Here is a 19,531-nt window from a genome sequence, read left to right on the forward strand (position 1 = left end):
CGATCCGATTTCCTCGGTGCTTTCCAGGTTCCCGCTTCCGCGTTTCCCTTTCCGGCGGTTCCGACTCTATCAGATCCTTTCGGGCTCTGATTCCCAGTCGGCGGGATTTGTCGAGGCTTTTGGGCTTTCGCCCGTCGACCTTTCGACATTCACTACGTTAGCCCATTTCCCTGCCGTCTCATAATCGAGCCGGTGAGTTCGAATTCGGGCATGCGGGCACGCCAGAATCCGCCTCGCGAGAGGAGTTGTTGTAGTGGGTTGGCCGCTCCGGCTGCAGGCGATTGCCGTACCCGGTTCAGCGGCTCGGGCTACATTACGCGCCTCGCAGGGGCGAGTCAACTTCGGCGGCGCCGGGGCACGTGGGCCCGGTAAGGGCTGACCGTCGGGTCGTCCGCGACCCAGTAGCGCCAGGGGTGGACGCCGCCCTCGCCGGCCACTCCGGTGCGCGGGCCGTTGCGTACCTGGGCGCGCGGGACGGCGGTGCCGGTCAGGATGCGCAGCGGCGTGTCCTCGGTGGTGCAGGCGTCCGTGCCGTTCAGGGCGCGGTCCACGCCGAGGGCGGTGGCCAGGCGGGCGGGTCCTTTGGCCAGTTCCTTGTCGTTACGGGCCGAGAGGCGGCGGGTTCGGGCCAGCTCGGCGCCCTCGATGATCTCGCCGGCGCGGAGGAGGACGGCGCTCGCCCTGCCTTCGGGGCCGCAGACCAGGTTCATGCAGAACCACATGCCGTACGTGAAGTAGACGTACACATGTCCGGGGGGACCGAACATCACGTCGTTGCGGGGGGTGCGGCCTCGGTAGGCGTGCGAACCGGGGTCGTTCTGGCCGTCGTAGGCCTCGACCTCTGTCAGGCGGAGCGCGATCGGACCGTCCGGGGTGTTCCGCAGCAGGATGCGGCCCAGGAGGTCTGGGGCCACCTCGAGGATGGGGCGGTCGAAGAATTCCCGGGGCAGGGGCGTACGGTCGGGGGTCGCGATCATGCCGTCCGAGCGTAACGCAGGTGGGTCGGTTCGCGGGGGTGGTCAGCGGGCGCCCGCCTTGTCAGGGTGAGGGGCGCGGAACCGGTCGCGGCCGGATCGCGTTTCTAGGGATCAAGGGTTCACACACAGCCTGGAGAGGGAGAGACATGGCGTTCAAGAAGCTGCTCGCGAGCCTGGGAGCCGGCGGAGCTTCGGTGGAGACCGTGCTGCACGAGGTCAACGTCGTTCCGGGAGGTGTCGTCCAGGGTGAGGTGCGGATCCAGGGCGGTTCCGTGGACCAGCAGATCGAGGGTCTGTCGGTCGGCCTGCAGGCCAAGGTCGAGGTGGAGAGCGGCGACCAGGAGTACAAGCAGGACATCGAGTTCACGAAGGTGCGGCTCGGCGGCGCCTTCGAGCTGAAGGCGAACGCGGTGCACGCGGTGCCGTTCGGGCTGGAGATCCCGTGGGAGACGCCGGTCACGATGATCGACGGACAGGCGCTGCGCGGGATGAACATCGGCGTCACGACCGAGCTGGAGATCGCCCGCGCCGTGGACTCCGGTGACCTGGACGCGATCAACGTGCACCCGCTGCCGGCGCAGAAGGCGATCCTGGACGCGTTCATCCAGCTGGGCTTCCGCTTCAAGAGCGCCGACATGGAGCGCGGCCACATTAGGGGTACGCGGCAGAAGCTGCCGTTCTACCAGGAGATCGAGTTCTTCCCGCCGCAGCAGTACCGGGGGCTGAACCAGGTCGAGCTGAGCTTCGTGGCCGACGCGCAGGCGATGGACGTCGTGCTGGAGATGGACAAGAAGCCGGGCCTGTTCAGCGAGGGCAGCGACACCTTCCGGTCGTTCAAGGTGGGGCTGAACGACTACCAGGGGACCGACTGGGCGGCGTACCTCAACCAGTGGCTGTCCGAGGTCGGCAGCAAGCGGAACTGGTTCTAGTGGTTCTAGGCTCGGTCGTCTCAGCACCAAACGATCAGGAGGTACCGAGGTGACCGAGCTCAAGCGGCGTCCGCTCCCCCATGACTTCCACCCGCCCGTGCCGTCGTTCACGGTCACGAGTGACGACGTCCAGGAGGGGGCGACGCTCAAGGACGCTCAGGTCCAGGCGGCCGGCAACACCTCTCCGCACCTGCGGTGGGAGGGCTTCCCCGCCGAGACCAAGAGCTTCGCCGTGACGTGCTACGACCCGGACGCGCCGACGGGCAGCGGGTTCTGGCACTGGGTGGTGTTCGACATCCCGGCCTCGGTGACCGAGCTGCCGGCGGGTGCGGGCAGCGGCACGTTCGAGGGGCTGCCCAAGGGCGCCGTGCAGGCGCGCAACGACTACGGCAGCAAGGACTTCGGCGGTGCCGCGCCGCCGCCCGGGGACGGCCCGCACCGTTATGTCTTCACGGTGTACGCCGTGGACGAGGAGAAGCTCGGCCCGGACGCCGAGGCGACGCCCGCGGTCGTGGGTTTCAACCTGCGCTTCCACACCGTCGCGCGCGCCCAGCTCGTCGGTGAGTACGAGGTGCCCGCCGGCAGCTGAGCAACCGAGCGTTCATGGAACGTTTGCCCGCCTCTGGTCTTGGAAGTGATCAGGGGCGGGCATTTTTGTTGCCGGGGGCCTCGGAGGGGATGCGGGGAGGGCCCTCGTGGTGGGCGGCGGATATTGCGTTGTCCATCCCGGCGTGCCCGGCCAGAGTTGATCCCAGCCCGCCAGGGGGTGGGCCGGTGCACACGGGAGGTGGGCTGGTATGCGGGACACGCTGGTACTCAATGCGAGCTTCGAGCCGCTGTCGACGGTGACGTTGAATCGAGCCGTCGTTCTGGTGCTCCAGGACAAGGCCGTCGTGGAACAGGCCCACCCCTCGCTGCGGATGCGCGGAGCCGCGCTCGACATACCGGCGCCGCGGGTGATCAGGCTCTGCCAGTACGTGCGGGTGCCCTTCCGAAGACGTGCCCCGTGGTCGCGGCGGGGTGTGCTGGTCCGGGACCGGCACCGGTGCGCGTACTGCGGCCGGCGGGCGACGACCGTCGACCACGTGGTGCCGAGGTCGCACGGGGGCCAGGACACGTGGCTGAACACGGTGGCGTCGTGTGCGGAGGACAATCACCGCAAGGCGAACCGGACTCCGGAGCAGGCGGGGATGCCGTTGCTGCGGCAGCCGTTCGAGCCTACGCCTGCCGATGCGATGTTGCTGGCGCTGGCCCGGGACGACGCTTCGGCGCTGCCGGAGTGGCTGGCGTTGAGCGCGGCGTAGGCGTCTGCCGGGTTCGGACGGTCTTCGGCTCACGGTTGTGTGTGGCTGGTCGCGCCCACGCGGCGGAGCCGCATATCGACACAGCCCCGCGCCCCTGAGGTGGGCGCGGGGAACGTCGTTTCAGGGCAGTCCGTCAGTCGATGCTGGGCTTCTCGCGGCGTTCCTGGGACGGGACCGAGGTGCTTGTGGAGGAGCCGCCGCTGCCTGAACCGCCGCCCAGGCCGCCGAAGTTGCCCATGGCGCCGGACAGGCCCTTGAGGGCGTCGCCGATCTCGCTGGGGACGATCCAGAGCTTATTGGCGTCACCCTCGGCGATCTTCGGGAGCATCTGGAGGTACTGGTAGGAGAGCAGCTTCTGGTCAGGGTCTCCGGCGTGGATCGCCTCGAAGACGGTGCGGACGGCCTGGGCCTCGCCCTCCGCGCGCAGGGCGGCGGCCTTGGCCTCACCTTCGGCGCGCAGGATCTGGGACTGCTTCTCGCCCTCGGCGCGCAGGATCTCGGACTGCCGGACACCCTCGGCCTGGAGGATCGCGGCGCGCTTGTCGCGGTCGGCGCGCATCTGCTTCTCCATCGAGTCCTGGATGGAGGTGGGCGGTTCGATGGCCTTGAGCTCCACGCGGTTGACGCGGATGCCCCACTTGCCGGTGGCCTCGTCGAGGACGCCGCGCAGGGCCGCGTTGATCTCCTCGCGGGAGGTCAGGGTCCGCTCGAGGTCCATGCCGCCGATGATGTTGCGCAGGGTGGTGACGGTGAGCTGCTCGATCGCCTGGATGTAGCTGGCGACCTCGTACGTGGCGGCGCGGGCGTCGGTCACCTGGTAGTAGATGACGGTGTCGATGTTGACGACCAGGTTGTCCTGGGTGATGACCGGCTGCGGCGGGAAGGGGACGACCTGTTCACGCAGGTCGATGCGGTTGCGGATGGTGTCGATGAAGGGGACGACGATGTTCAGTCCCGCGTTCAGCGTCCGCGTGTAGCGGCCGAAGCGCTCGACGATGGCCGCACTCGCCTGTGGGATGACCTGGATGGTCTTGATCAGGGCGATGAAGACCAACACCACCAGGATGATCAGAACGATGATGACCGGTTGCATCGTGGCTCCGCGTACCCTTCTCCGCCTGAAGATCTTGCTGGTCGAGTCTGACAGACCGTCGCATGCCCCGGGGCACGTTCGGGCCACTTGCGTCGGGCCGGTTCGGGCCGCTCACATGATGATCGCCGTGGCTCCGTCGATGTCCACGACGTCCACTTCCTGGCCCGCCTCGTAGGACCGGCCGGTGTCGAGCGCGCGTGCCGACCAGACCTCGCCGGCGAGTTTGATCCGTCCGCCGTTGCCGTCGACCCGCTCCAGCACGACGGCCTGTCTGCCTTTCAGGGCGTCGACGCCGGTGGCGAGTTGGGGTCGCTGGGCGCGGTGCCGGGCGGCGACGGGCCGCACGACGGCGATGAGGGCGACCGAGACGATGACGAAGACGAGTACCTGGACGACGAGGTCGGCGCCGACGCCCGAGGCGACGGCGGCCGCGACCGCGCCGACGGCGAGCATTCCGAACTCCGGCATCGCGGTCACGACGAGCGGAATGCCGAGCGCTGCCGCGGCGACGAGCCACCACACCCATGCGTCGATGTCGTTCACACGGTCATGGTAGGTCCGTGACACGTGCCCGGGACAGGGTGCAGGGGGGCGGTCAGGACAGGGGCAGGCCCTGGGCGGTCCAGCGGTCGCCGACCTGCTCGACGACGAGCGGGAGGCCGAAGCAGAGGGACAGGTTGCGGGAGGTGAGTTCGAGCTCGAGGGGGCCCGCGGCCAGGACCTTGCCCTGACGGATCATCAGGACGTGGGTGAAGCCGGGGGCGATCTCCTCGACATGGTGGGTGACCATGATCATCGAGGGGGCGATGGGGTCGCGGGCGAGGCGGCCGAGGCGGCGGACGAGGTCCTCGCGGCCGCCGAGGTCGAGGCCGGCGGCGGGCTCGTCCAGGAGCAGCAGCTCGGGGTCGGTCATCAGGGCGCGGGCGATCAGCGTGCGCTTGCGCTCACCTTCGGAGAGGGTGCCGAAGCGGCGGTCCAGGAACTCGGTCATGCCGAGGCGGTCGAGGAAGGCGCGGGCGCGCTGCTCGTCGATGTCCTCGTACTCCTCCTGCCAGCCGGCGGTCATGCCGTAGGCGGCGGTGAGCACGGTCTGGAGGACGGTCTGGCGCTTGGGCAGCTTGTCGGCCATGGCGATGCCGGCCATGCCGATGCGCGGGCGCAGCTCGAAGACGTCGGTGCCGGGCTTGCCGAGGGTCTCGCCGAGGATGGTGGCGGTGCCGTTGCTCGGGTAGAGGTAGCTGGACGCGACGTTGAGGAGGGTGGTCTTGCCGGCTCCGTTGGGGCCGAGGATGACCCAGCGCTCGCCCTCCTTGACCGACCAGGAGACCTGGTCCACCAGAGCCCGGCCCTCGCGGACCACGGATACGTCCTGAAGCTCCAGAACATCGCTCATGAGCGCAGTGTCTCCCCTTGCAGTGTGGCCGGTCTCGGCTGTCGCGTACGCCTGTGGCTCGGGCCGCCGCGCCGGTGGGCGCAGGCCCCTCCAGGAAATCTACGCCACCGGTCGGCTTCGCTGTTCCATCGGTCCGGTCCTTAGGGTGGGGGGCATGCTCTCGGAACCACGCGCAGGGCGCCTTGCCGCCTGGGGAAATGCCCTTATCGCCGGAATTGTCTCGCCGGATGACGCCGCGGTCGCGATCGTCGGTGAGGACGCGGTGCACCGGGTGGAGGGGTTGCCGGGCGAGACGGGGCCCGTCGGTCTCACGCTGGCCCTCGGGCGGTTGCGTGCCCTCGGGGCGACCGGGCTGCGGGTGGCGCTGCCCGCGCCGGGGCATCCCTTGGGGCTGAGCGGGCCGCCGGAGTTCAACACGCGGGCGCTGGAGGCCGAGGAGGCGGTGGTCTGTCACGGGGCCGCGTTGGGGCTCGTGCCGGAGGTGTACGAGGCCGGGCCCTCGGGTGACGTGCACGTCGAGGTGGTCTGGCACTGTCTGCCGGTGCGGGAGGCTCCGCCGGCGGACGTGCCGTCGCTCGGGGAGGCGGAGCGGGAGCTGGCGGAGGCGCTGCGGGACGCTACGGAGGTGTTGACACGGCTGGACGTCGCCGGCTCGGGGCCGGTGGCGGAGGCGGCGGTGGCTGCGTACCGGGCGCGGGCGGAGCGTGGGCGGGAGGTGCTGGCGCCGGGGTATCCGCCGCGGGCGGTGCGGGTGCTGGAGCTGGCGCAGCGGGTGGGGGCGTTGGTGACGCTGGCGGTGGAGAACGGGCACGGGGGTGCGGTGAGCGCGTCGGAGATGGCGGCGCGGGGGGATGCGTTGCGGCCGGTGGAGCGGACGGCTCGGCGGGCGTTGGTCGCGGCGTACAACTCCGTTGTGGAGGAGCGGGAGCGGTGAGGTTGCCCGGGGGTTGAGGCCCGGTGGGGGTGCGCGGCGCCGACAGGGTGCGGCCGGTGCGGCTCGGGGGCGGGTGGGTGCGCGACCCGGCGCTGCTGGGTGCCGCCTGCGCCCACCCGTGCCGCCCCAGCGGCACGAATGCCCGCAGGCTGAGCACGGCTGCCCGCAGGTGGGTCGGCCTCCCGGGTGGGGCCGGGAGGCCGCGGGGGTCAGTGGTTGAGGCCGAGGTTGCCGAAGGCCGGGTTGAGGAGGCCGACCACGTTGACGGTGTTGCCGACGGCGTTCACCGGGATGTGGACCGGGGCCTGGATGACGTTGCCCGAGATGATGCCCGGGGAGCCGACGGCCTCGCCGTGGGCGTGGGAGCCCTCGGTGGCGGAGGCCATGCCCGCGCCGGCGGCGATCAGCCCGCCGGCCACCATCGTCACGGCCGCTGCCCTCTTCAGGTTCTTCACTTGCCAAACCCTCCCTAGTGACTGCCACGGCACTCGCCGCGGCACGCACTGGAGAACGGCCGGGCGCGGGGAAGGATGCGCCATGTGGGTGACATTCCCACGACGGTATGAATCTCTGACCGGAGTGGACCCCTCCGCGGGCCCCGGTGTACCGGTCCTGCGCTCAGCCGGTCACACCGTGACGCACGGCCCACAGCGCGGCCTGGGTGCGGTCCGCGAGGTCGAGTTTCATCAGGATGTTCGAGACGTGCGTCTTCACGGTCTTCTCGGAGAGGACCAGCGCCCGGGCGATCTCCCGGTTGGACCGGCCGTCCGCTATCAGACCCAGCACCTCGCGTTCCCGCTCCGTGAGCGATCCCCCTCTGCCCTGGCCGGAGCCGCTCTCCTCCTGGGAGAGCAGGGCGCCCGCGATCTCGGGCTGGAGCAGGATGTGCCCGGCGTGCACCGAGCGGATGGCGCCGGCCAGCGCGTCGGGATCGACGTCCTTGTACACATAGCCCGCCGCGCCCGCCCGCAGGGCCGGGACGACCGTGCGCTGCTCGGTGAAGCTGGTCACGATCAGCACGCGCGCGGGGTTGTCCAGCTCGCGGAGTCTGCGCAGGGCGTCGACGCCGTCCATGCCCGGCATCTTGACGTCCATGAGGATCACGTCGGGTTTCAGTTCCCCGGCGCGTTCGACGCCCTCGGCGCCGTCGGCGGCCTCGCCGACCACCTCGATGTCGTCCTGCACCTCCAGGAAGGTGCGCAGCCCCCGGCGGACCACCTGGTGGTCGTCGACGAGCAGCACCTTGATCGCGTCAGCCACCGGGAACCTCCATCTCGATCGTCGTGCCCTTGCCGGGCGCCGACTCGACGGTGAGCCTGCCGCCGGCGCCGTTCGCCCGGTCCCGCATCGAGACCAGGCCCAGATGGCGTCCCGCGCGGCGCACGGTGCGCGGGTCGAAGCCGCTGCCGTCGTCGGTGACCCGCAGCACGGCGCCGGAACCGCGCCGGGCCAGCGTGACGTCCACGTGTTCCGCTCCGGAGTGGCGCAGCGCGTTGTGCAGCGCCTCCTGGGCGACGCGCAGCACGGCCTCCTCCTGGGCGGCGGGCAGGGCCTTCACCCCGCGGCCGGTAAAGGTCACGCGCGCTGTGTGGGCGCGGTCGAGGACCTGGATCTGGGTGCGGAGGGTGGCGACGAGGCCGTCCTCGTCCAGGGCCGCGGGGCGCAGCTCGACCACGGCGGCGCGCAGCTCGTCGGCGGCCTCGGCGGCGAGGGTGGCGACCTGGTGCAGTTCGCCCTTGGCGCGGGCCGGGTCCCGGTCGACCAGGGTGGCGGCGGCCTGGGCGGTCAGACGCAGGGAGAACAGTTTCTGGCTGACGGCGTCGTGCAGCTCGTGGGCGAGGCGGGAGCGCTCCTCGGCGATGGTCAGCTCGCGGCTGCGCTCGTACAGGCGGGCGTTGGTGAGGGCGATCGCGGCGTGCTGGGCGAGGATGCCGAGCAGCTCCTCGTCCTCCTCGGTGAAGCCGCAGCCGCTCTGGGGCTGCTCACACGGGGGGTGGCCCCCCTCGGGGTGCAGCTTGTTGGCCAGGAAGAGCGCGCCGATGACCTCGTCGCCGTCGCGGATCGGCAGCCCCAGGAAGTCGGCCAGGTCGGGGTGGGCGGAGGGCCAGCCCTCGAAGCGGGGGTCCTTGCGGACGTCGGCGAGGCGCTCGGGGCGGGCCTCGTGCAGCATCGCGGCGAGGATGCCGTGCTGACGCGGCAGGGGGCCGATGGCCTTCCACTGCTCGTCGCTGACGCCGTCGACCACGAACTGGGCGAAGCCGCCGTGGTCGTCGGGCACGCCGAGGGCCGCGTACTCGGCGTCGAGCAGCTCGCGGGCCGAGGCGACGATCGTCTTGAGGACGTCGCGCACCTCGAGATGCCTGCTCATGGCCAGCAGCGCGGAACTCACCGCGGCGAGGCCGGACCGGGGGCCGTGACTCATGTCCTCACGGTACCGGCGGGTGCCGACCGTGCGGATCGGACCGGTGACGGCCGCGGTCTGGGGCGCTGGACCTAGGGCGTGAGGTGTAGGCCCGGGTCCCGGTCCCCGGGCCTAGGGCGAAGGGCCCCGGACGGTTGCGGCCCGTGCCCGAGGCGGTCGGGGCGGGGCGGTTCCTAGGTTGAGGCCACGCCGATCAGCAGGCGCCGAGGACGAGGAGACGGATCATGCCGGTAGCGATCATCACAGGGGCGTCGAAGGGGCTGGGCCGGGCGTTCGCCGGGGCGCTGGCGGAGCGGGGCTGGGATCTGGTGCTCGACGCCAGGACACCGGAGGTGCTGGAGGGGGCGGCGGCGGCGCTGGCGTCGTACGGCACGCGGGTCACGGCGCTGCCCGGGGACGTCACGGACGCCGGGCACCGGGCGGGGCTGGTGGAGGCGGCGTGGCGGCTGGGCGGGGTGGATCTGCTGGTCAGCAACGCGAGTGCGCTGGGTGCGGAGCCGCTGGTGCGGCTGGAGGAGCTGCCGCTGGAGGGGCTGCGCCGGGCGCTGGAGGTGAACACGGTGGCCGCGCTGGGTCTGGTCCAGGAGGCGCTGCCGCTGCTGCGGGCGGCCGGGGCCGGCGCGGTGATCACGGTCAGCTCGGACGCCGCCGCGGAGGCGTACGGGACGTGGGGCGGGTACGGGGCGTCCAAGGCGGCCCTGGACCAGCTGGCGGCGGTGCTGGCCGTCGAGGAGCCGGGGCTGCGGGTGTGGGCGGTCGATCCCGGGGACATGGCGACGGACCTGTACGCGGCGGCCGTGCCGGACGACGACGGTCCGCGGCCCGATCCGGGGGAGGTCGTCCCGGCACTGCTGCGGCTGCTGGACGAGCGGCCGGCGAGCGGCCGCTACGCGGCTCCCGCGCTGCTGGAGGGACGGCGGTGACGCTGGCTCTGTCCGTGCCCGGGGAGCTGTCGGCCCGGCTGCCGACCGAGCAGCGGGGTCCGGGGCGGGACCGCAGCGACGTGCGGCTGCTGGTGTCGCGGGGCACGGAGGTGTCGCACCACTCGTTCGCACGGCTGCCGCGGCTGCTGCGGGCAGGGGACCTGCTGATCGTGAACACGTCGGCCACGCTGGCCGCGGCCGTCGACGGGATCACGGGGCACGCGCGCGTGGTGGTGCACTTCTCCACGCGCGGGGACGACGGCCGGTGGGCGGTGGAGCTGCGGCAGCCCGACGGGCGGGGCACCACGCGCGCGCGTGCGGGAGTGAGGGGTGAGGAGGTGTGGCTCCCGGGCGGTGGGCGGCTGGTGCCGGAGGAGCCGCTGAGCGCGCGCGGGGAGCGGCTGTGGTGGGCGCGGGTGGCCGGGGCGGAGGTGCCGGCGCTGCTGCGGGAGCACGGGCGGCCCATTCGCTACCCCTATACGGAGCGGGATCAGCCGTTGTCGGTGTACCAGACGGTGTTCGCGCTGCCGTCCGCCGACGGGGCGGGCAGTGCGGAGATGCCGAGCGCGGCGCGTCCCTTCACGGCGCGGCTGGTGGCGGAGCTGGTGAGCCGGGGGGTGCAGTTCGCGCCGGTGACGCTGCACACGGGGGTGGCGTCGGCGGAGGCGCACGAGCCGCCGTATCCGGAGCGCTTCCGGGTGCCGGAGGCGTCGGCGCGGCTGATCAACGCCGCCCGGGCGGCGGGGCGGCGGGTCGTGGCCGTGGGGACGACGGCCGTGCGGGCGGTGGAGTCGGCGGCCGGCGCCGACGGGGTCGTACGGGCGCGGGAGGGGTGGACGGGTCTGGTCGTCACCCCGGAGCGCGGGGTGCGGGTGGTGGACGGGCTGCTGACGGGGCTGCACGAGCCGGAGGCGTCGCATCTGCTGATGCTGGAGGCGGTGGCGGGACGTGCGGCGATCGGCCGTGGGTACGAGGAGGCGGTGCGCGGGCGCTACCTGTGGCACGAGTTCGGGGACGTCCATCTCCTCCTGCCGTAGGAGGGCCCCGAAAACCCCTCACACAACGCATTGCGACAGCAACTCGCAGTGAGATGACCGCGCCCCCCATGTGAGCCCCCGCATAGGGTGCACGTCACGTACGAACCGGAGTAGGAGAACGACTCGTCCGTTTTGACCGGGGCAGACAGTCCCTACTGTCCCGGTTTGCCGGACCCTGATCCACTACCCGGCTTCGTACGTCACACCTTTGCCTCCGGATTTTGCGGGAGCTAAGAATTGCTCTCGTCGCTCAGCGCCGTGGGTTCCCCCGAGGCGCTTGTGCCAGAAGCACCCCTGTCCCCACCGGACGAGAGCGACCTCCGCGCTATCGAAGAGGTCTATCCCGCCATGCCCAAGAACATCCTCACCCGTGGTTATCGCCGTTCCCTGGACCGCGCCCAGAAGCTGAACCGCGCCCAGAAGGTCGCGTTCGCCGGTGTCGGCACGCTCGGCGTCACCGCCGTCGCCCTCGCCGCCTTCCCGGCCGGCGCGTCGCAGACGACGACCACGAGCGAGGCCGCTCCGGCGGCCAAGGTGGCGTACAGCAGCCAGCAGCAGATCAAGGACGTGCACGCCGGCGTCGCCGACCAGCTCGCCGGTGCGAGCCAGAAGGTCGCCGCGATCGAGGCGCAGAAGGAGGCGGCCGCGAAGCAGGCCGCCGCGCAGAAGAAGGCGGCCGCCGAGAAGGCCGCCGCCGCCAAGAAGGCCGCCGCCAAGCGCGTGGCGAAGGAGACCGCGAGCCGGTCCGCCAAGCGCACCGAGGTCAAGAAGAGCTACCCGAACAACCTCGACGGCTGGATCCGTGAGGCCCGGGCCATCATGGCCAAGCACGACATCCCGGGTACCTACAGCGGTATCCACCGCAACATCATCCGCGAGTCCTCCGGCAACCCGAAGGCCATCAACGACTGGGACATCAACGCCATCAACGGCATCCCGTCGAAGGGCCTGCTCCAGGTCATCCCGCCGACCTTCAAGGCGTACCACGTGCCGGGTACGTCCTGGGACATCTACGACCCGGTCGCCAACATCGCCGCGGCCTGCAACTACGCCGCGGACAAGTACGGCTCCATGGACAACGTCAACAGCGCGTACTGAGGTCGGCGCGGACCTCTTCACGCCGACGCTCCGCCGAACGCCGAAGGGCGGCACCCTCCTGACGGGGTGCCGCCCTTCGGGGCGTACGGGTCCGCGGTTACTTGCGCATGACCTCGGGCTCGTGGCGGCGCAGGAAGCGGGCCACGAAGAAGCCGCAGATCACGCCGAGGGCGATCAGCGCGGCCATGTCCATGCCCCAGGCCCCGACGGAGTGCTCCCACAGCGGGTCCGTCCCGGCGCCCTCCTCGGGCGGGCTGATCTTGTTGAAGTCCAGCGTGGCGCCCGCGGCGGCGACCGCCCAGCGGGACGGCATCAGGTAGGAGAACTGGTTGACGCCGACCGCGCCGTTCAGCGCGAAGAGGCAGCCGGTGAAGACGACCTGGATGATCGCGAACATGACCAGCAGCGGCATGGTCTTCTCCGCGGTCTTCACCAGCGAGGAGATGATCAGGCCGAACATCATCGAGGTGAAGCCCAGCGCCATGATCGGCAGGGAGAGCTCGACCATCGTGGCACCGCCGAGGATCAGGCCCTCCTTCGGGATCTCGCGGCTGGCGAAGCCGATCACACCGACCAGCAGGCCCTGGAAGACGGTGATCATGCCGAGCACGAACACCTTCGACATCAGGTACGCGGACCGGGACAGGCCGGTCGCGCGCTCCCGCTCGTAGATCACCCGTTCCTTGATCAGCTCACGGACGGAGTTCGCGGCGCCGGCGAAGCAGGCGCCGACCGCGAGGATCAGCAGGACCGTGGTGGCGGTGCCGTTCGGGATGATCCGGCCGGTCTTCGGGTTGGCCGGGTTGGGCAGCAGGCCCTTGTCCGCGTCGATGAGCAGGCTCACCGCGCCGAGCACCGCCGGCAGGATCACCATCAGGGCGAGGAAGCCCTTGTCGGAGGCGATCACCGACACGTAGCGGCGCACCAGCGTGGCGAACTGCGACATCCAGCCCTGCGGCTTCGGCGGCCGCATGGCCTGCATCGGCGGGACCTGTACGGCCTGCGGTGCGACGGCGTCGAGGTCCGCGGCGTACATCTGGTAGTGCTGCGAGCCCTTCCAGCGGCCCGCCCAGTCGTAGTCGCGGTAGTTCTCGAAGGCGGAGAAGACGTCGGCCCAGGTGTCGTAGCCGAAGAAGTTCAGCGCCTCCTCGGGCGGGCCGAAGTAGGCGACCGAGCCGCCCGGCGCCATCACCAGCAGCTTGTCGCAGATCGCCAGCTCGGCCACCGAGTGGGTGACGACGAGGACGGTGCGGCCGTCGTCGGCGAGGCCGCGCAGCAGCTGCATGACGTCGCGGTCCATGCCCGGGTCGAGACCCGAGGTCGGCTCGTCCAGGAAGATCAGCGACGGCTTGGTCAGCAGCTCCAGGGCGACGGAGACGCGCTTGCGCTGGCCGCCGGAGAGAGAGGTGACCTTCTTGTCCTTGTGGATGTCGAGCTTGAGCTCGCGCAGCACCTCGTCGATGCGGGCGTCGCGCTCCGCGCCGGTGGTGTCGGCCGGGAAGCGCAGCTTGGCCGCGTACTTCAGGGCCTTCTTGACGGTCAGCTCCTTGTGCAGGATGTCGTCCTGCGGGACCAGACCGATGCGCTGGCGCAGCTCGGCGAACTGCTTGTACAGGTTCCGGTTGTCGTAGAGGACCTCGCCCTGGTCGGCCGGCCGGTAACCGGTGAGCGCCTTGAGCAGGGTCGACTTGCCGGAGCCCGACGGGCCGATCACCGCGATCAGCGACTTCTCGGGGACGCCGAAGGAGACGTCCTTGAGGATCTGCTTGCCGCCGTCGACCGTGACGGTCAGATGGCGGGCGGAGAAGGACACCTCGCCGGTGTCGACGAACTCCTCGAGCCGGTCGCCGACGATGCGGAACGTCGAGTGGCCGACGCCGACGATGTCGGTCGGGCCGAGCAGCTGGGAGCCGCCCTTGGTGATCGGCTGGCCGTTGACGTACGTGCCGTTGTGCGAACCGAGGTCGCGGATCTCCATGCGGCCGTCGGGCGTCGCGTGGAACTCGGCGTGGTTGCGGGAGACCTGGAGGTCGGAGACGACCAGGTCGTTCTCCAGGGCACGTCCGATGCGCATGACGCGGCCGAGCGAGAACTGGTGGAACGTGGTCGGGCTGCGGTCCCCGTGGACCGGCGGCGCCCCCGCCGCGCCGCCGGGTCCCTGCTGCTGGGGGAAGTGCGCCGCGGGCTGCTGCGGCTGCGGTGCGGGCTGCTGCGGTACGGCCTGCTGCGGCTGCTGCCAGCCGGCCTGCTGTCCCTGCTGCCCGTACTGCTGATGCTGCGGGGCCTGCTGGTGCTGCGCCTGCTGCGGCGGCTCCTGCGCCGGGGCCTGCTGCGCCCAGCCCGCGTTCGCGCCCTGCGCGGCGTACGGCTGCTGCAGCGGCTGGGCCTGCGGCGCGCCGGCGGCGGACTGCCCGGCGGTCAGGCTCAGGCGCGGCCCGTCGGTCGCGTTGCCCAGGTTCACGACCGTGCCGGCGCCGAGCTCCATGTGCTGGACCCGCTGTCCGTGCACGAACGTGCCGTTGGTGCTGCCGTGATCGTCCACGACCCAACTGCGGCCGTTGAAACTGATCGTGGCGTGGCGCCAGGAAACCCTGGCGTCGTCGAAGACGAGCTCCCCCTGCGGATCGCGCCCGAGCGCGTAAGACCGGGACGGATCGAGCGTCCAGGTCCGTCCATTAGATTCCAGTACGAGTTCCGGCACTCCATGCCCCACTAGTCGTCCCCCGAAATACCCCCGTCGCGGGGAGTCTAGGGATGTCGAACATCGGGGGGAACTATTCCAGGCCGGGCCCCCTGACCGAAAGTCGGGCCTTGTGAAAACCGCGTACAGGCCCACCGGCCGTCCCCGTTGACGGGGTGGAAACCTGCCCGGAGAGTGGTAATCCACGCGAGCGGGACATGCGCGGCAACCCGCCGCGCCGCGGATCGGGGGGTCTGCCATGAGCGCGTCCACGGGCGGCGGGGGCACGGGATACGGCGCCGGGGTGCCGTGGGCGGACGTGGTGCTGTCCGCGATCGCCTCCGTGAGCTGGGCGTTGATCGGGATGGCGGGGACGGCGGCGCTCGGTCTGCGGCTGCTGGACGCGGACGCGGCGGGCTCGCTGGGGCCGATGACGGCGGCGGCCGTGGCGCTCGGTGCGGGTGGGTCGGTCACGCCGTCCGGTGATGTGTCCGCGTTCGGGCTGAAAGGCGCCGAGGCGCACACGGCCATCGAGATCACGCCACTGGGGGTGGGGCTGGTCGGTGCGGTGCTGCTGTCCTTCTTCTTCCTGCGCTCCTTGCGGGCGGCGGGGGTTGTGGTCGCGCCCGCCGAACTCCTCGCCCGTGCGGGCGCGGTGACGGCCCTGTTCGTGGCGATGCTCGGCGGGCTGGCCTGGGCGGGGCACGACGTCGTGACGATCGACGGCGGCTCGCTCGGGCTCGACGACCTGCCCGGCGGCGGGGGCGGCGGCGTGGAGATCCCGGGGCTCGGTGGTCTCGGGGACCTCGGGGGGCTGCTGCCCGACCGGGTCGGCGACGTGGTCGGCGCCGAGGCAGCGGTCGGCTTCCGCGTCGATGCGGTGCCGACGCTGCTGGGGGGTCTGGTCTGGTGCGCCGGGGTGCTGCTGATCGCGCTGCTGGCCTCGCGCCGCACGCCCCTGCCGCGCGGGTGCGGGGCCGTGCACCGGGTGGTGCGGCCGGCCGTGTCCGCCCTGGTCACGGTGGCGCTGACGGCGGTGGCCGCCGGGTACGCGGCGGCGGCGTACGCGGCGATCGGTGACGACCATCCCCGCCGGATCGCGGGGGCCGCGCTGCTGGGCGCCCCGAACGGGGCCTGGCTCGGCGTGCCGCTCGGGCTGTTCGTGCCGTGGGACGGGCGGGCCACGGGTCCGCTGACCCGGTTCCTGCCGGACCCGCTGGACGAGTTGCTGGGCTCCGGCGCCGACGAGCCCGTCACGCTGGGGCGCCTGGCGGAGCTGGACGGGCGGGTGTGGCTGCTGGCCGTGGCGGCGGCGACGCTGATGCTGCTCGCGGGGGTGCTGACGGCGGCGCGGACGCCGGTGGCTCGCGCCCGCGGTTTCGCCGGGCACTGTGCGCTGCGGCTCGGGATCGCGACGGCACTGGTGCTGCCGTCGGCGGTCCTGCTGACGGAGGTGTCCGTGGACGCCTCGCTGTCGGTGCTCGGCATCGACGCGTTCGGGGCCGGCATCGACCTGCGGGGACGTCTCGGGGCGGCACTGCTCCTCGGCGCCGCGTGGGGCGCGGGCGCGGGGGCAGCGGGGGCGCTGCTGGCACGGGCGAGCGGGGCGGCGGGGCGGCGGGCGACGCCGATGGCACGGGGTGCCGTGGGGAGGGTGACGGAAGGCCCGGAGACGGGGGACACCGCGTCGTCGTGCGGGGCACCGGGGCCGTACGGGCAGGAGGGCGGCGCCGCGGTCGGGCCGGGAGGGACCCCGTACCGGCCCGGGGGCGCGTCGTACCGGCCGCCGGACCCGGAAACCAACCCCTACCTGCGTAGGCCGGGCGCGCAGCAAGGCCCCGAGGACGCCCGGCCCCCGGGTGCGGGCGCGGCTCCGGCGGGTGGGCGGCCGTCCGGCGACGGTGACGACCTCTACGGCGCCGAAACCGTGGTCGGCCCGCTGGACCCGCACCCGCGCGCGCCGGGACGACCCCCGCGTCCCGGTGAGCGGCCCGGGAACCGTCCGCCGTCCCGGTGGGGCGAAGGCCCCCCGCCGCCGCCTCCTCCTCCCCCGGCGCCACCCCGGCGGCCGGGCGGCGGTCAGTGATCTCACCGCCGCCGGGGGGGCCGGGTACGTTCCCCCGGCCCCCGCGCCGGCCCCGGTGTCCGTCAGGCGGACCTCGCGGGCGGAAGGCACCGCGTGCCGGATACGGTAAGAACACCATGAGCGCTTCGCAGACCTCTGACGTTCCCACTCTTCTCGTCAAGATCTTCGGCAAGGACCGGCCGGGCATCACGGCCGGCCTGTTCGACACCCTCGCCGCCTTCTCCGTCGACGTGGTCGACATCGAGCAGGTCGTCACCCGTGGCCGGATCGTGCTGTGCGCGCTCGTGACCGAGCCGCCCCGGGCGCTGGAGGGCGATCTGCGGGCGACCGTCCACAGCTGGGCCGAGTCGATGAAGATGCAGGCGGAGATCATCTCCGGCATCGGCGACAACCGGCCGCGCGGCCTGGGCCGCTCCCTGGTGACCGTGCTCGGCCACCCGCTCACCGCGGAGGCGACGGCTGCCATAGCGGCCACGATCACCGGGACCGGAAGCAACATCGACCGTATCTTCCGGCTCGCCAAGTACCCCGTGACGGCCGTCGAGTTCGCGGTGTCCGGCGTGGAGACCGGGCCGCTGCGCACCGCCCTGGCGACCGAGGCGGCGGCGCTCGGCGTGGACGTCGCGGTCGTCTCGGCCGGTCTGCACCGGCGGGCGCAGCGCCTGGTGGTGATGGACGTGGACTCCACGCTGATCCAGGACGAGGTCATCGAGCTGTTCGCGGCGCACGCGGGCTGCGAGGACAAGGTCGCCGAGGTGACGGCGGCCGCGATGCGCGGGGAGCTGGACTTCGAGCAGTCGCTGCACGCGCGCGTGGCACTGCTGGCGGGGCTGGACGCCTCGGTCGTGGACAAGGTCCGGGCCGAGGTGCGGCTGACGCCCGGGGCCCGCACCCTGATCCGCACGCTGAAGCGGCTCGGCTACCAGGTGGGGGTCGTCTCCGGCGGCTTCACCCAGGTCACCGACGATCTGCGGGAGCGGCTGGGGCTGGACTTCGCCCAGGCCAACACGCTGGAGATCGTCGACGGCCGGCTGACCGGCCGGGTCACCGGGGAGATCGTGGACCGGGCGGGCAAGGCGCGGCTGCTGCGCCGGTTCGCCGCCGAGGCGGGCGTGCCGCTGTCGCAGACCGTGGCGATCGGGGACGGCGCCAACGACCTGGACATGCTGAACGCGGCCGGGCTCGGGGTCGCCTTCAACGCCAAGCCGGTGGTGCGCGAGGCGGCGCACACCGCGGTGAACGTGCCGTTCCTGGACACGGTCCTGTATCTGCTCGGCATCACGCGCGAGGAGGTCGAGGCGGCGGACACCCTGGAGGCGGACCGCGCCGACGGCCTCGACCTGCCCTGACCCGCCGACGGCCTCGACCCGCCCCGGCCCGCCGACGGCCTCGACCTGCCCCGGCCCGCCGAGGTACGACGAGGGCCCGGACCGCACGGGTGCCGGGCCCCTGCCGCGTCGGGTCGTGCCGGGTCAGTCGGTCGGTGCCCAGTAGTCGACCAGCGAGGCCACGCCCGGTTCCACGCTCTTCCAGGAGCCGGTGAAGGTCAGGACGGCGAAGGCGGCGGCCGGGAAGCCGCGGCGGCCCATCCGCTCACGGACGTCGCCCTCGGCGGAGCCGGCCAGGATCTCGGTGAGCCCCTCCATGCCCGGGTTGTGACCGATGACCAGCACGTTCCGCAGATCGTCCGGGGTCTCGTTGAGCAGGGCGATCAGCTCGCCGGGCGAGGCCTCGTAGATCCGCTCCTCGTAGACGGTTTTCGGCCGGTGCGGGAACTCCGCGACGGCGAGCTTCCAGGTGTCGCGGGTCCGCACGGCGGTGGAGCACAGGGCCTGGTCGACGGGGATACCGGTGTCGGCGAGCCTGCGTCCGGCCTCGGCGGCCTCCTTGCGGCCTCGGTCGGCGAGCGGCCGCTCATGGTCGGACACCTGTGGCCAGTCGGCTTTCGCATGCCGGAAGAGGATGATCCTGCGGGATTCTGCGACGCTCATGGAATCCAGCTTCGCATGAAACAGGCCACAGGGCGCAGGGAGTTGACATGCGGATTCACCGGGGGAACGCACGACCGGGAGGCGACCGTCGGCCGGTCCCGTGACCGGGACCCGCGTACGGGGTCAGCGGGCGGTCAGATGCTGCATCCGCTCCAGGAGGTGTGCGAGGGCCGGCTCGCCGCCGGCCGCGTGGGCGTCGGCGGGGTTGAGCACCAGCAGGAGCAGCGTGACGAAGGCGAGTGCGGGCAGGGCCAGCGCCCACCAGGGCAGCCGCATCTCGACGCGGCCCCGGGGCGCCGGGTGGGGCCGGGTGTGCGTAGGGGCCGGCATGAGTGCCTCCGCTGGTCTTCGGACGTCCCTGGTCCGTGCTCCGCGAACCGCCTGTCGCGGTCACGTGTCGAAGCTACGGAATCCGAGGGGTCCGGCCCATCCGGAGGTCCACCCACTTGACCCTGACCCCCGCCCCCTAGGGGACCGGGGGTTAACCCCACCCCCGGGCCGATCACGGTCACGGTCACGGCGAGGCGATCGTCGCGATGATGCCGATGATCACGAAGATCGCGAGGATGGCGCCGAAGACGAGCAGCATCTTCTTCTGGCTGTTCTGGGGGTTCGGGTCCAGGACTGGCATGGTGCCAGTCTCCCATCCCGCTCCCGGACCGGG

20 protein-coding genes are annotated in these 19,531 nt (G+C 71.9%); 9 read left to right on the forward strand and 11 right to left on the reverse strand.

The window, feature by feature from the left end; all coding sequences use genetic code 11:
- Positions 1–335: 335 nt before the first annotated feature.
- Entirely contained in the window at positions 336–977 is a 642-nt protein-coding gene (locus tag AB0E77_RS26630) for a DNA-3-methyladenine glycosylase (RefSeq protein ID WP_361574922.1), read from the reverse strand.
- Positions 978–1,123: 146 nt separating this feature from the next.
- Between AB0E77_RS26630 and AB0E77_RS26635 the strand changes: the two genes are divergently transcribed.
- The 3 genes from AB0E77_RS26635 (at position 1,124) to AB0E77_RS26645 (ending at position 3,210) form a co-directional block, all read left to right on the forward strand.
- Complete coding sequence (locus tag AB0E77_RS26635; RefSeq protein ID WP_361574925.1) at positions 1,124–1,906, forward strand: sporulation protein; 783 nt, start codon at positions 1,124–1,126, stop codon at positions 1,904–1,906.
- Between the two features lie 49 nt (positions 1,907–1,955).
- A complete protein-coding gene (locus AB0E77_RS26640; RefSeq protein ID WP_361574928.1) occupies positions 1,956–2,495 on the forward strand; it encodes a YbhB/YbcL family Raf kinase inhibitor-like protein in 540 nt (179 codons plus the stop codon).
- A 208-nt stretch (positions 2,496–2,703) separates the two neighbouring features.
- Positions 2,704–3,210: an HNH endonuclease gene (locus tag AB0E77_RS26645; protein WP_361574931.1), complete on the forward strand. Its 507-nt coding sequence runs from the start codon at positions 2,704–2,706 to the stop codon at positions 3,208–3,210.
- Positions 3,211–3,343: 133 nt separating this feature from the next.
- On the opposite strand, the gene AB0E77_RS26650 is transcribed toward AB0E77_RS26645, so the two are convergent.
- From AB0E77_RS26650 to AB0E77_RS26660, 3 genes are all read right to left on the reverse strand, one after another.
- Entirely contained in the window at positions 3,344–4,303 is a 960-nt protein-coding gene (locus tag AB0E77_RS26650) for an SPFH domain-containing protein (protein WP_361574934.1), read from the reverse strand.
- Positions 4,304–4,414: 111 nt separating this feature from the next.
- The gene (locus tag AB0E77_RS26655; RefSeq protein ID WP_361574937.1) at positions 4,415–4,846 is read right to left on the reverse strand and encodes an NfeD family protein; all 432 of its coding nucleotides are present in this window, start codon (positions 4,844–4,846) and stop codon (positions 4,415–4,417) included.
- 52 nt (positions 4,847–4,898) lie between these two features.
- On the reverse strand, positions 4,899–5,696 hold the full coding sequence (locus AB0E77_RS26660; protein ID WP_361574940.1) for an ABC transporter ATP-binding protein: 798 nt from the start codon (positions 5,694–5,696) through the stop codon (positions 4,899–4,901).
- 154 nt (positions 5,697–5,850) lie between these two features.
- On the opposite strand from AB0E77_RS26660, the gene AB0E77_RS26665 reads away from it, so the two are divergent.
- A complete protein-coding gene (locus tag AB0E77_RS26665; RefSeq protein ID WP_361574943.1) occupies positions 5,851–6,630 on the forward strand; it encodes a hypothetical protein in 780 nt (259 codons plus the stop codon).
- Between the two features lie 209 nt (positions 6,631–6,839).
- On the opposite strand, the gene AB0E77_RS26670 is transcribed toward AB0E77_RS26665, so the two are convergent.
- The 3 genes from AB0E77_RS26670 to AB0E77_RS26680 all read right to left on the reverse strand — a co-directional run bounded on the left by AB0E77_RS26670 (position 6,840) and on the right by AB0E77_RS26680 (position 9,052).
- Positions 6,840–7,085: a chaplin gene (locus tag AB0E77_RS26670; protein WP_361574946.1), complete on the reverse strand. Its 246-nt coding sequence runs from the start codon at positions 7,083–7,085 to the stop codon at positions 6,840–6,842.
- Between the two features lie 163 nt (positions 7,086–7,248).
- Positions 7,249–7,890, reverse strand: a complete 642-nt coding sequence (locus AB0E77_RS26675; RefSeq protein ID WP_361574949.1) for a response regulator transcription factor — start codon at positions 7,888–7,890, stop codon at positions 7,249–7,251.
- Positions 7,883–9,052: a GAF domain-containing sensor histidine kinase gene (locus tag AB0E77_RS26680; RefSeq protein ID WP_361574952.1), complete on the reverse strand. Its 1,170-nt coding sequence runs from the start codon at positions 9,050–9,052 to the stop codon at positions 7,883–7,885. Before AB0E77_RS26680 ends, AB0E77_RS26675 begins: the two co-directional genes overlap by 8 nt.
- 224 nt (positions 9,053–9,276) lie before the next feature.
- On the opposite strand from AB0E77_RS26680, the gene AB0E77_RS26685 reads away from it, so the two are divergent.
- From AB0E77_RS26685 to AB0E77_RS26695, 3 genes are all read left to right on the forward strand, one after another.
- A complete protein-coding gene (locus tag AB0E77_RS26685) occupies positions 9,277–9,975 on the forward strand; it encodes an SDR family oxidoreductase (RefSeq protein ID WP_361574955.1) in 699 nt (232 codons plus the stop codon).
- Entirely contained in the window at positions 9,972–11,012 is a 1,041-nt protein-coding gene (locus AB0E77_RS26690; protein WP_361574958.1) for an S-adenosylmethionine:tRNA ribosyltransferase-isomerase, read from the forward strand. Before AB0E77_RS26685 ends, AB0E77_RS26690 begins: the two co-directional genes overlap by 4 nt.
- A 348-nt stretch (positions 11,013–11,360) precedes the next feature.
- A complete protein-coding gene (locus AB0E77_RS26695) occupies positions 11,361–12,110 on the forward strand; it encodes a transglycosylase SLT domain-containing protein (RefSeq protein WP_361574961.1) in 750 nt (249 codons plus the stop codon).
- Positions 12,111–12,207: 97 nt separating this feature from the next.
- On the opposite strand, the gene AB0E77_RS26700 is transcribed toward AB0E77_RS26695, so the two are convergent.
- Positions 12,208–14,811 (reverse strand): FHA domain-containing protein, encoded by a 2,604-nt coding sequence (locus AB0E77_RS26700; RefSeq protein WP_361574964.1) that lies wholly within the window; start codon positions 14,809–14,811, stop codon positions 12,208–12,210.
- Positions 14,812–15,049: 238 nt separating this feature from the next.
- On the opposite strand from AB0E77_RS26700, the gene AB0E77_RS26705 reads away from it, so the two are divergent.
- Together AB0E77_RS26705 and serB are read left to right on the forward strand one after the other, a co-directional pair.
- Entirely contained in the window at positions 15,050–16,876 is a 1,827-nt protein-coding gene (locus tag AB0E77_RS26705; protein ID WP_361574967.1) for a streptophobe family protein, read from the forward strand.
- A gap of 116 nt (positions 16,877–16,992) precedes the next feature.
- The gene (gene serB, locus AB0E77_RS26710; RefSeq protein WP_361574970.1) at positions 16,993–18,225 is read left to right on the forward strand and encodes a phosphoserine phosphatase SerB; all 1,233 of its coding nucleotides are present in this window, start codon (positions 16,993–16,995) and stop codon (positions 18,223–18,225) included.
- A 123-nt stretch (positions 18,226–18,348) separates the two neighbouring features.
- On the opposite strand, the gene AB0E77_RS26715 is transcribed toward serB, so the two are convergent.
- The 3 genes from AB0E77_RS26715 to AB0E77_RS26725 form a co-directional block, all read right to left on the reverse strand.
- On the reverse strand, positions 18,349–18,867 hold the full coding sequence (locus AB0E77_RS26715) for a histidine phosphatase family protein (protein ID WP_361574973.1): 519 nt from the start codon (positions 18,865–18,867) through the stop codon (positions 18,349–18,351).
- A gap of 123 nt (positions 18,868–18,990) precedes the next feature.
- Entirely contained in the window at positions 18,991–19,197 is a 207-nt protein-coding gene (locus tag AB0E77_RS26720; RefSeq protein ID WP_361574976.1) for a hypothetical protein, read from the reverse strand.
- A 184-nt stretch (positions 19,198–19,381) separates the two neighbouring features.
- The gene (locus AB0E77_RS26725; RefSeq protein ID WP_361574978.1) at positions 19,382–19,498 is read right to left on the reverse strand and encodes an SGM_5486 family transporter-associated protein; all 117 of its coding nucleotides are present in this window, start codon (positions 19,496–19,498) and stop codon (positions 19,382–19,384) included.
- Positions 19,499–19,531: the final 33 nt, after the last annotated feature.

The sequence above is a fragment of the Streptomyces sp. NPDC032940 genome (assembly GCF_040636935.1).
Taxonomy (GTDB): Bacteria; Actinomycetota; Actinomycetes; order Streptomycetales; family Streptomycetaceae; genus Streptomyces.

Coding starts and splice junctions, on each gene's coding strand:
- AB0E77_RS26705 (WP_361574967.1), top strand. CDS start 15,050: ATGAGCGCGTCCACGGGCGGCGGGGGCACGGGATACGGCGCCGGGGTG.
- AB0E77_RS26635 (WP_361574925.1), top strand. CDS start 1,124: ATGGCGTTCAAGAAGCTGCTCGCGAGCCTGGGAGCCGGCGGAGCTTCG.
- AB0E77_RS26695 (WP_361574961.1), top strand. CDS start 11,361: ATGCCCAAGAACATCCTCACCCGTGGTTATCGCCGTTCCCTGGACCGC.
- AB0E77_RS26720 (WP_361574976.1), bottom strand. CDS start 19,197: ATGCCGGCCCCTACGCACACCCGGCCCCACCCGGCGCCCCGGGGCCGC.
- AB0E77_RS26715 (WP_361574973.1), bottom strand. CDS start 18,867: ATGAGCGTCGCAGAATCCCGCAGGATCATCCTCTTCCGGCATGCGAAA.
- serB (WP_361574970.1), top strand. CDS start 16,993: ATGAGCGCTTCGCAGACCTCTGACGTTCCCACTCTTCTCGTCAAGATC.
- AB0E77_RS26685 (WP_361574955.1), top strand. CDS start 9,277: ATGCCGGTAGCGATCATCACAGGGGCGTCGAAGGGGCTGGGCCGGGCG.
- AB0E77_RS26645 (WP_361574931.1), top strand. CDS start 2,704: ATGCGGGACACGCTGGTACTCAATGCGAGCTTCGAGCCGCTGTCGACG.
- AB0E77_RS26650 (WP_361574934.1), bottom strand. CDS start 4,303: ATGCAACCGGTCATCATCGTTCTGATCATCCTGGTGGTGTTGGTCTTC.
- AB0E77_RS26660 (WP_361574940.1), bottom strand. CDS start 5,696: ATGAGCGATGTTCTGGAGCTTCAGGACGTATCCGTGGTCCGCGAGGGC.
- AB0E77_RS26630 (WP_361574922.1), bottom strand. CDS start 977: ATGATCGCGACCCCCGACCGTACGCCCCTGCCCCGGGAATTCTTCGAC.
- AB0E77_RS26665 (WP_361574943.1), top strand. CDS start 5,851: ATGCTCTCGGAACCACGCGCAGGGCGCCTTGCCGCCTGGGGAAATGCC.
- AB0E77_RS26680 (WP_361574952.1), bottom strand. CDS start 9,052: ATGAGTCACGGCCCCCGGTCCGGCCTCGCCGCGGTGAGTTCCGCGCTG.
- AB0E77_RS26725 (WP_361574978.1), bottom strand. CDS start 19,498: ATGCCAGTCCTGGACCCGAACCCCCAGAACAGCCAGAAGAAGATGCTG.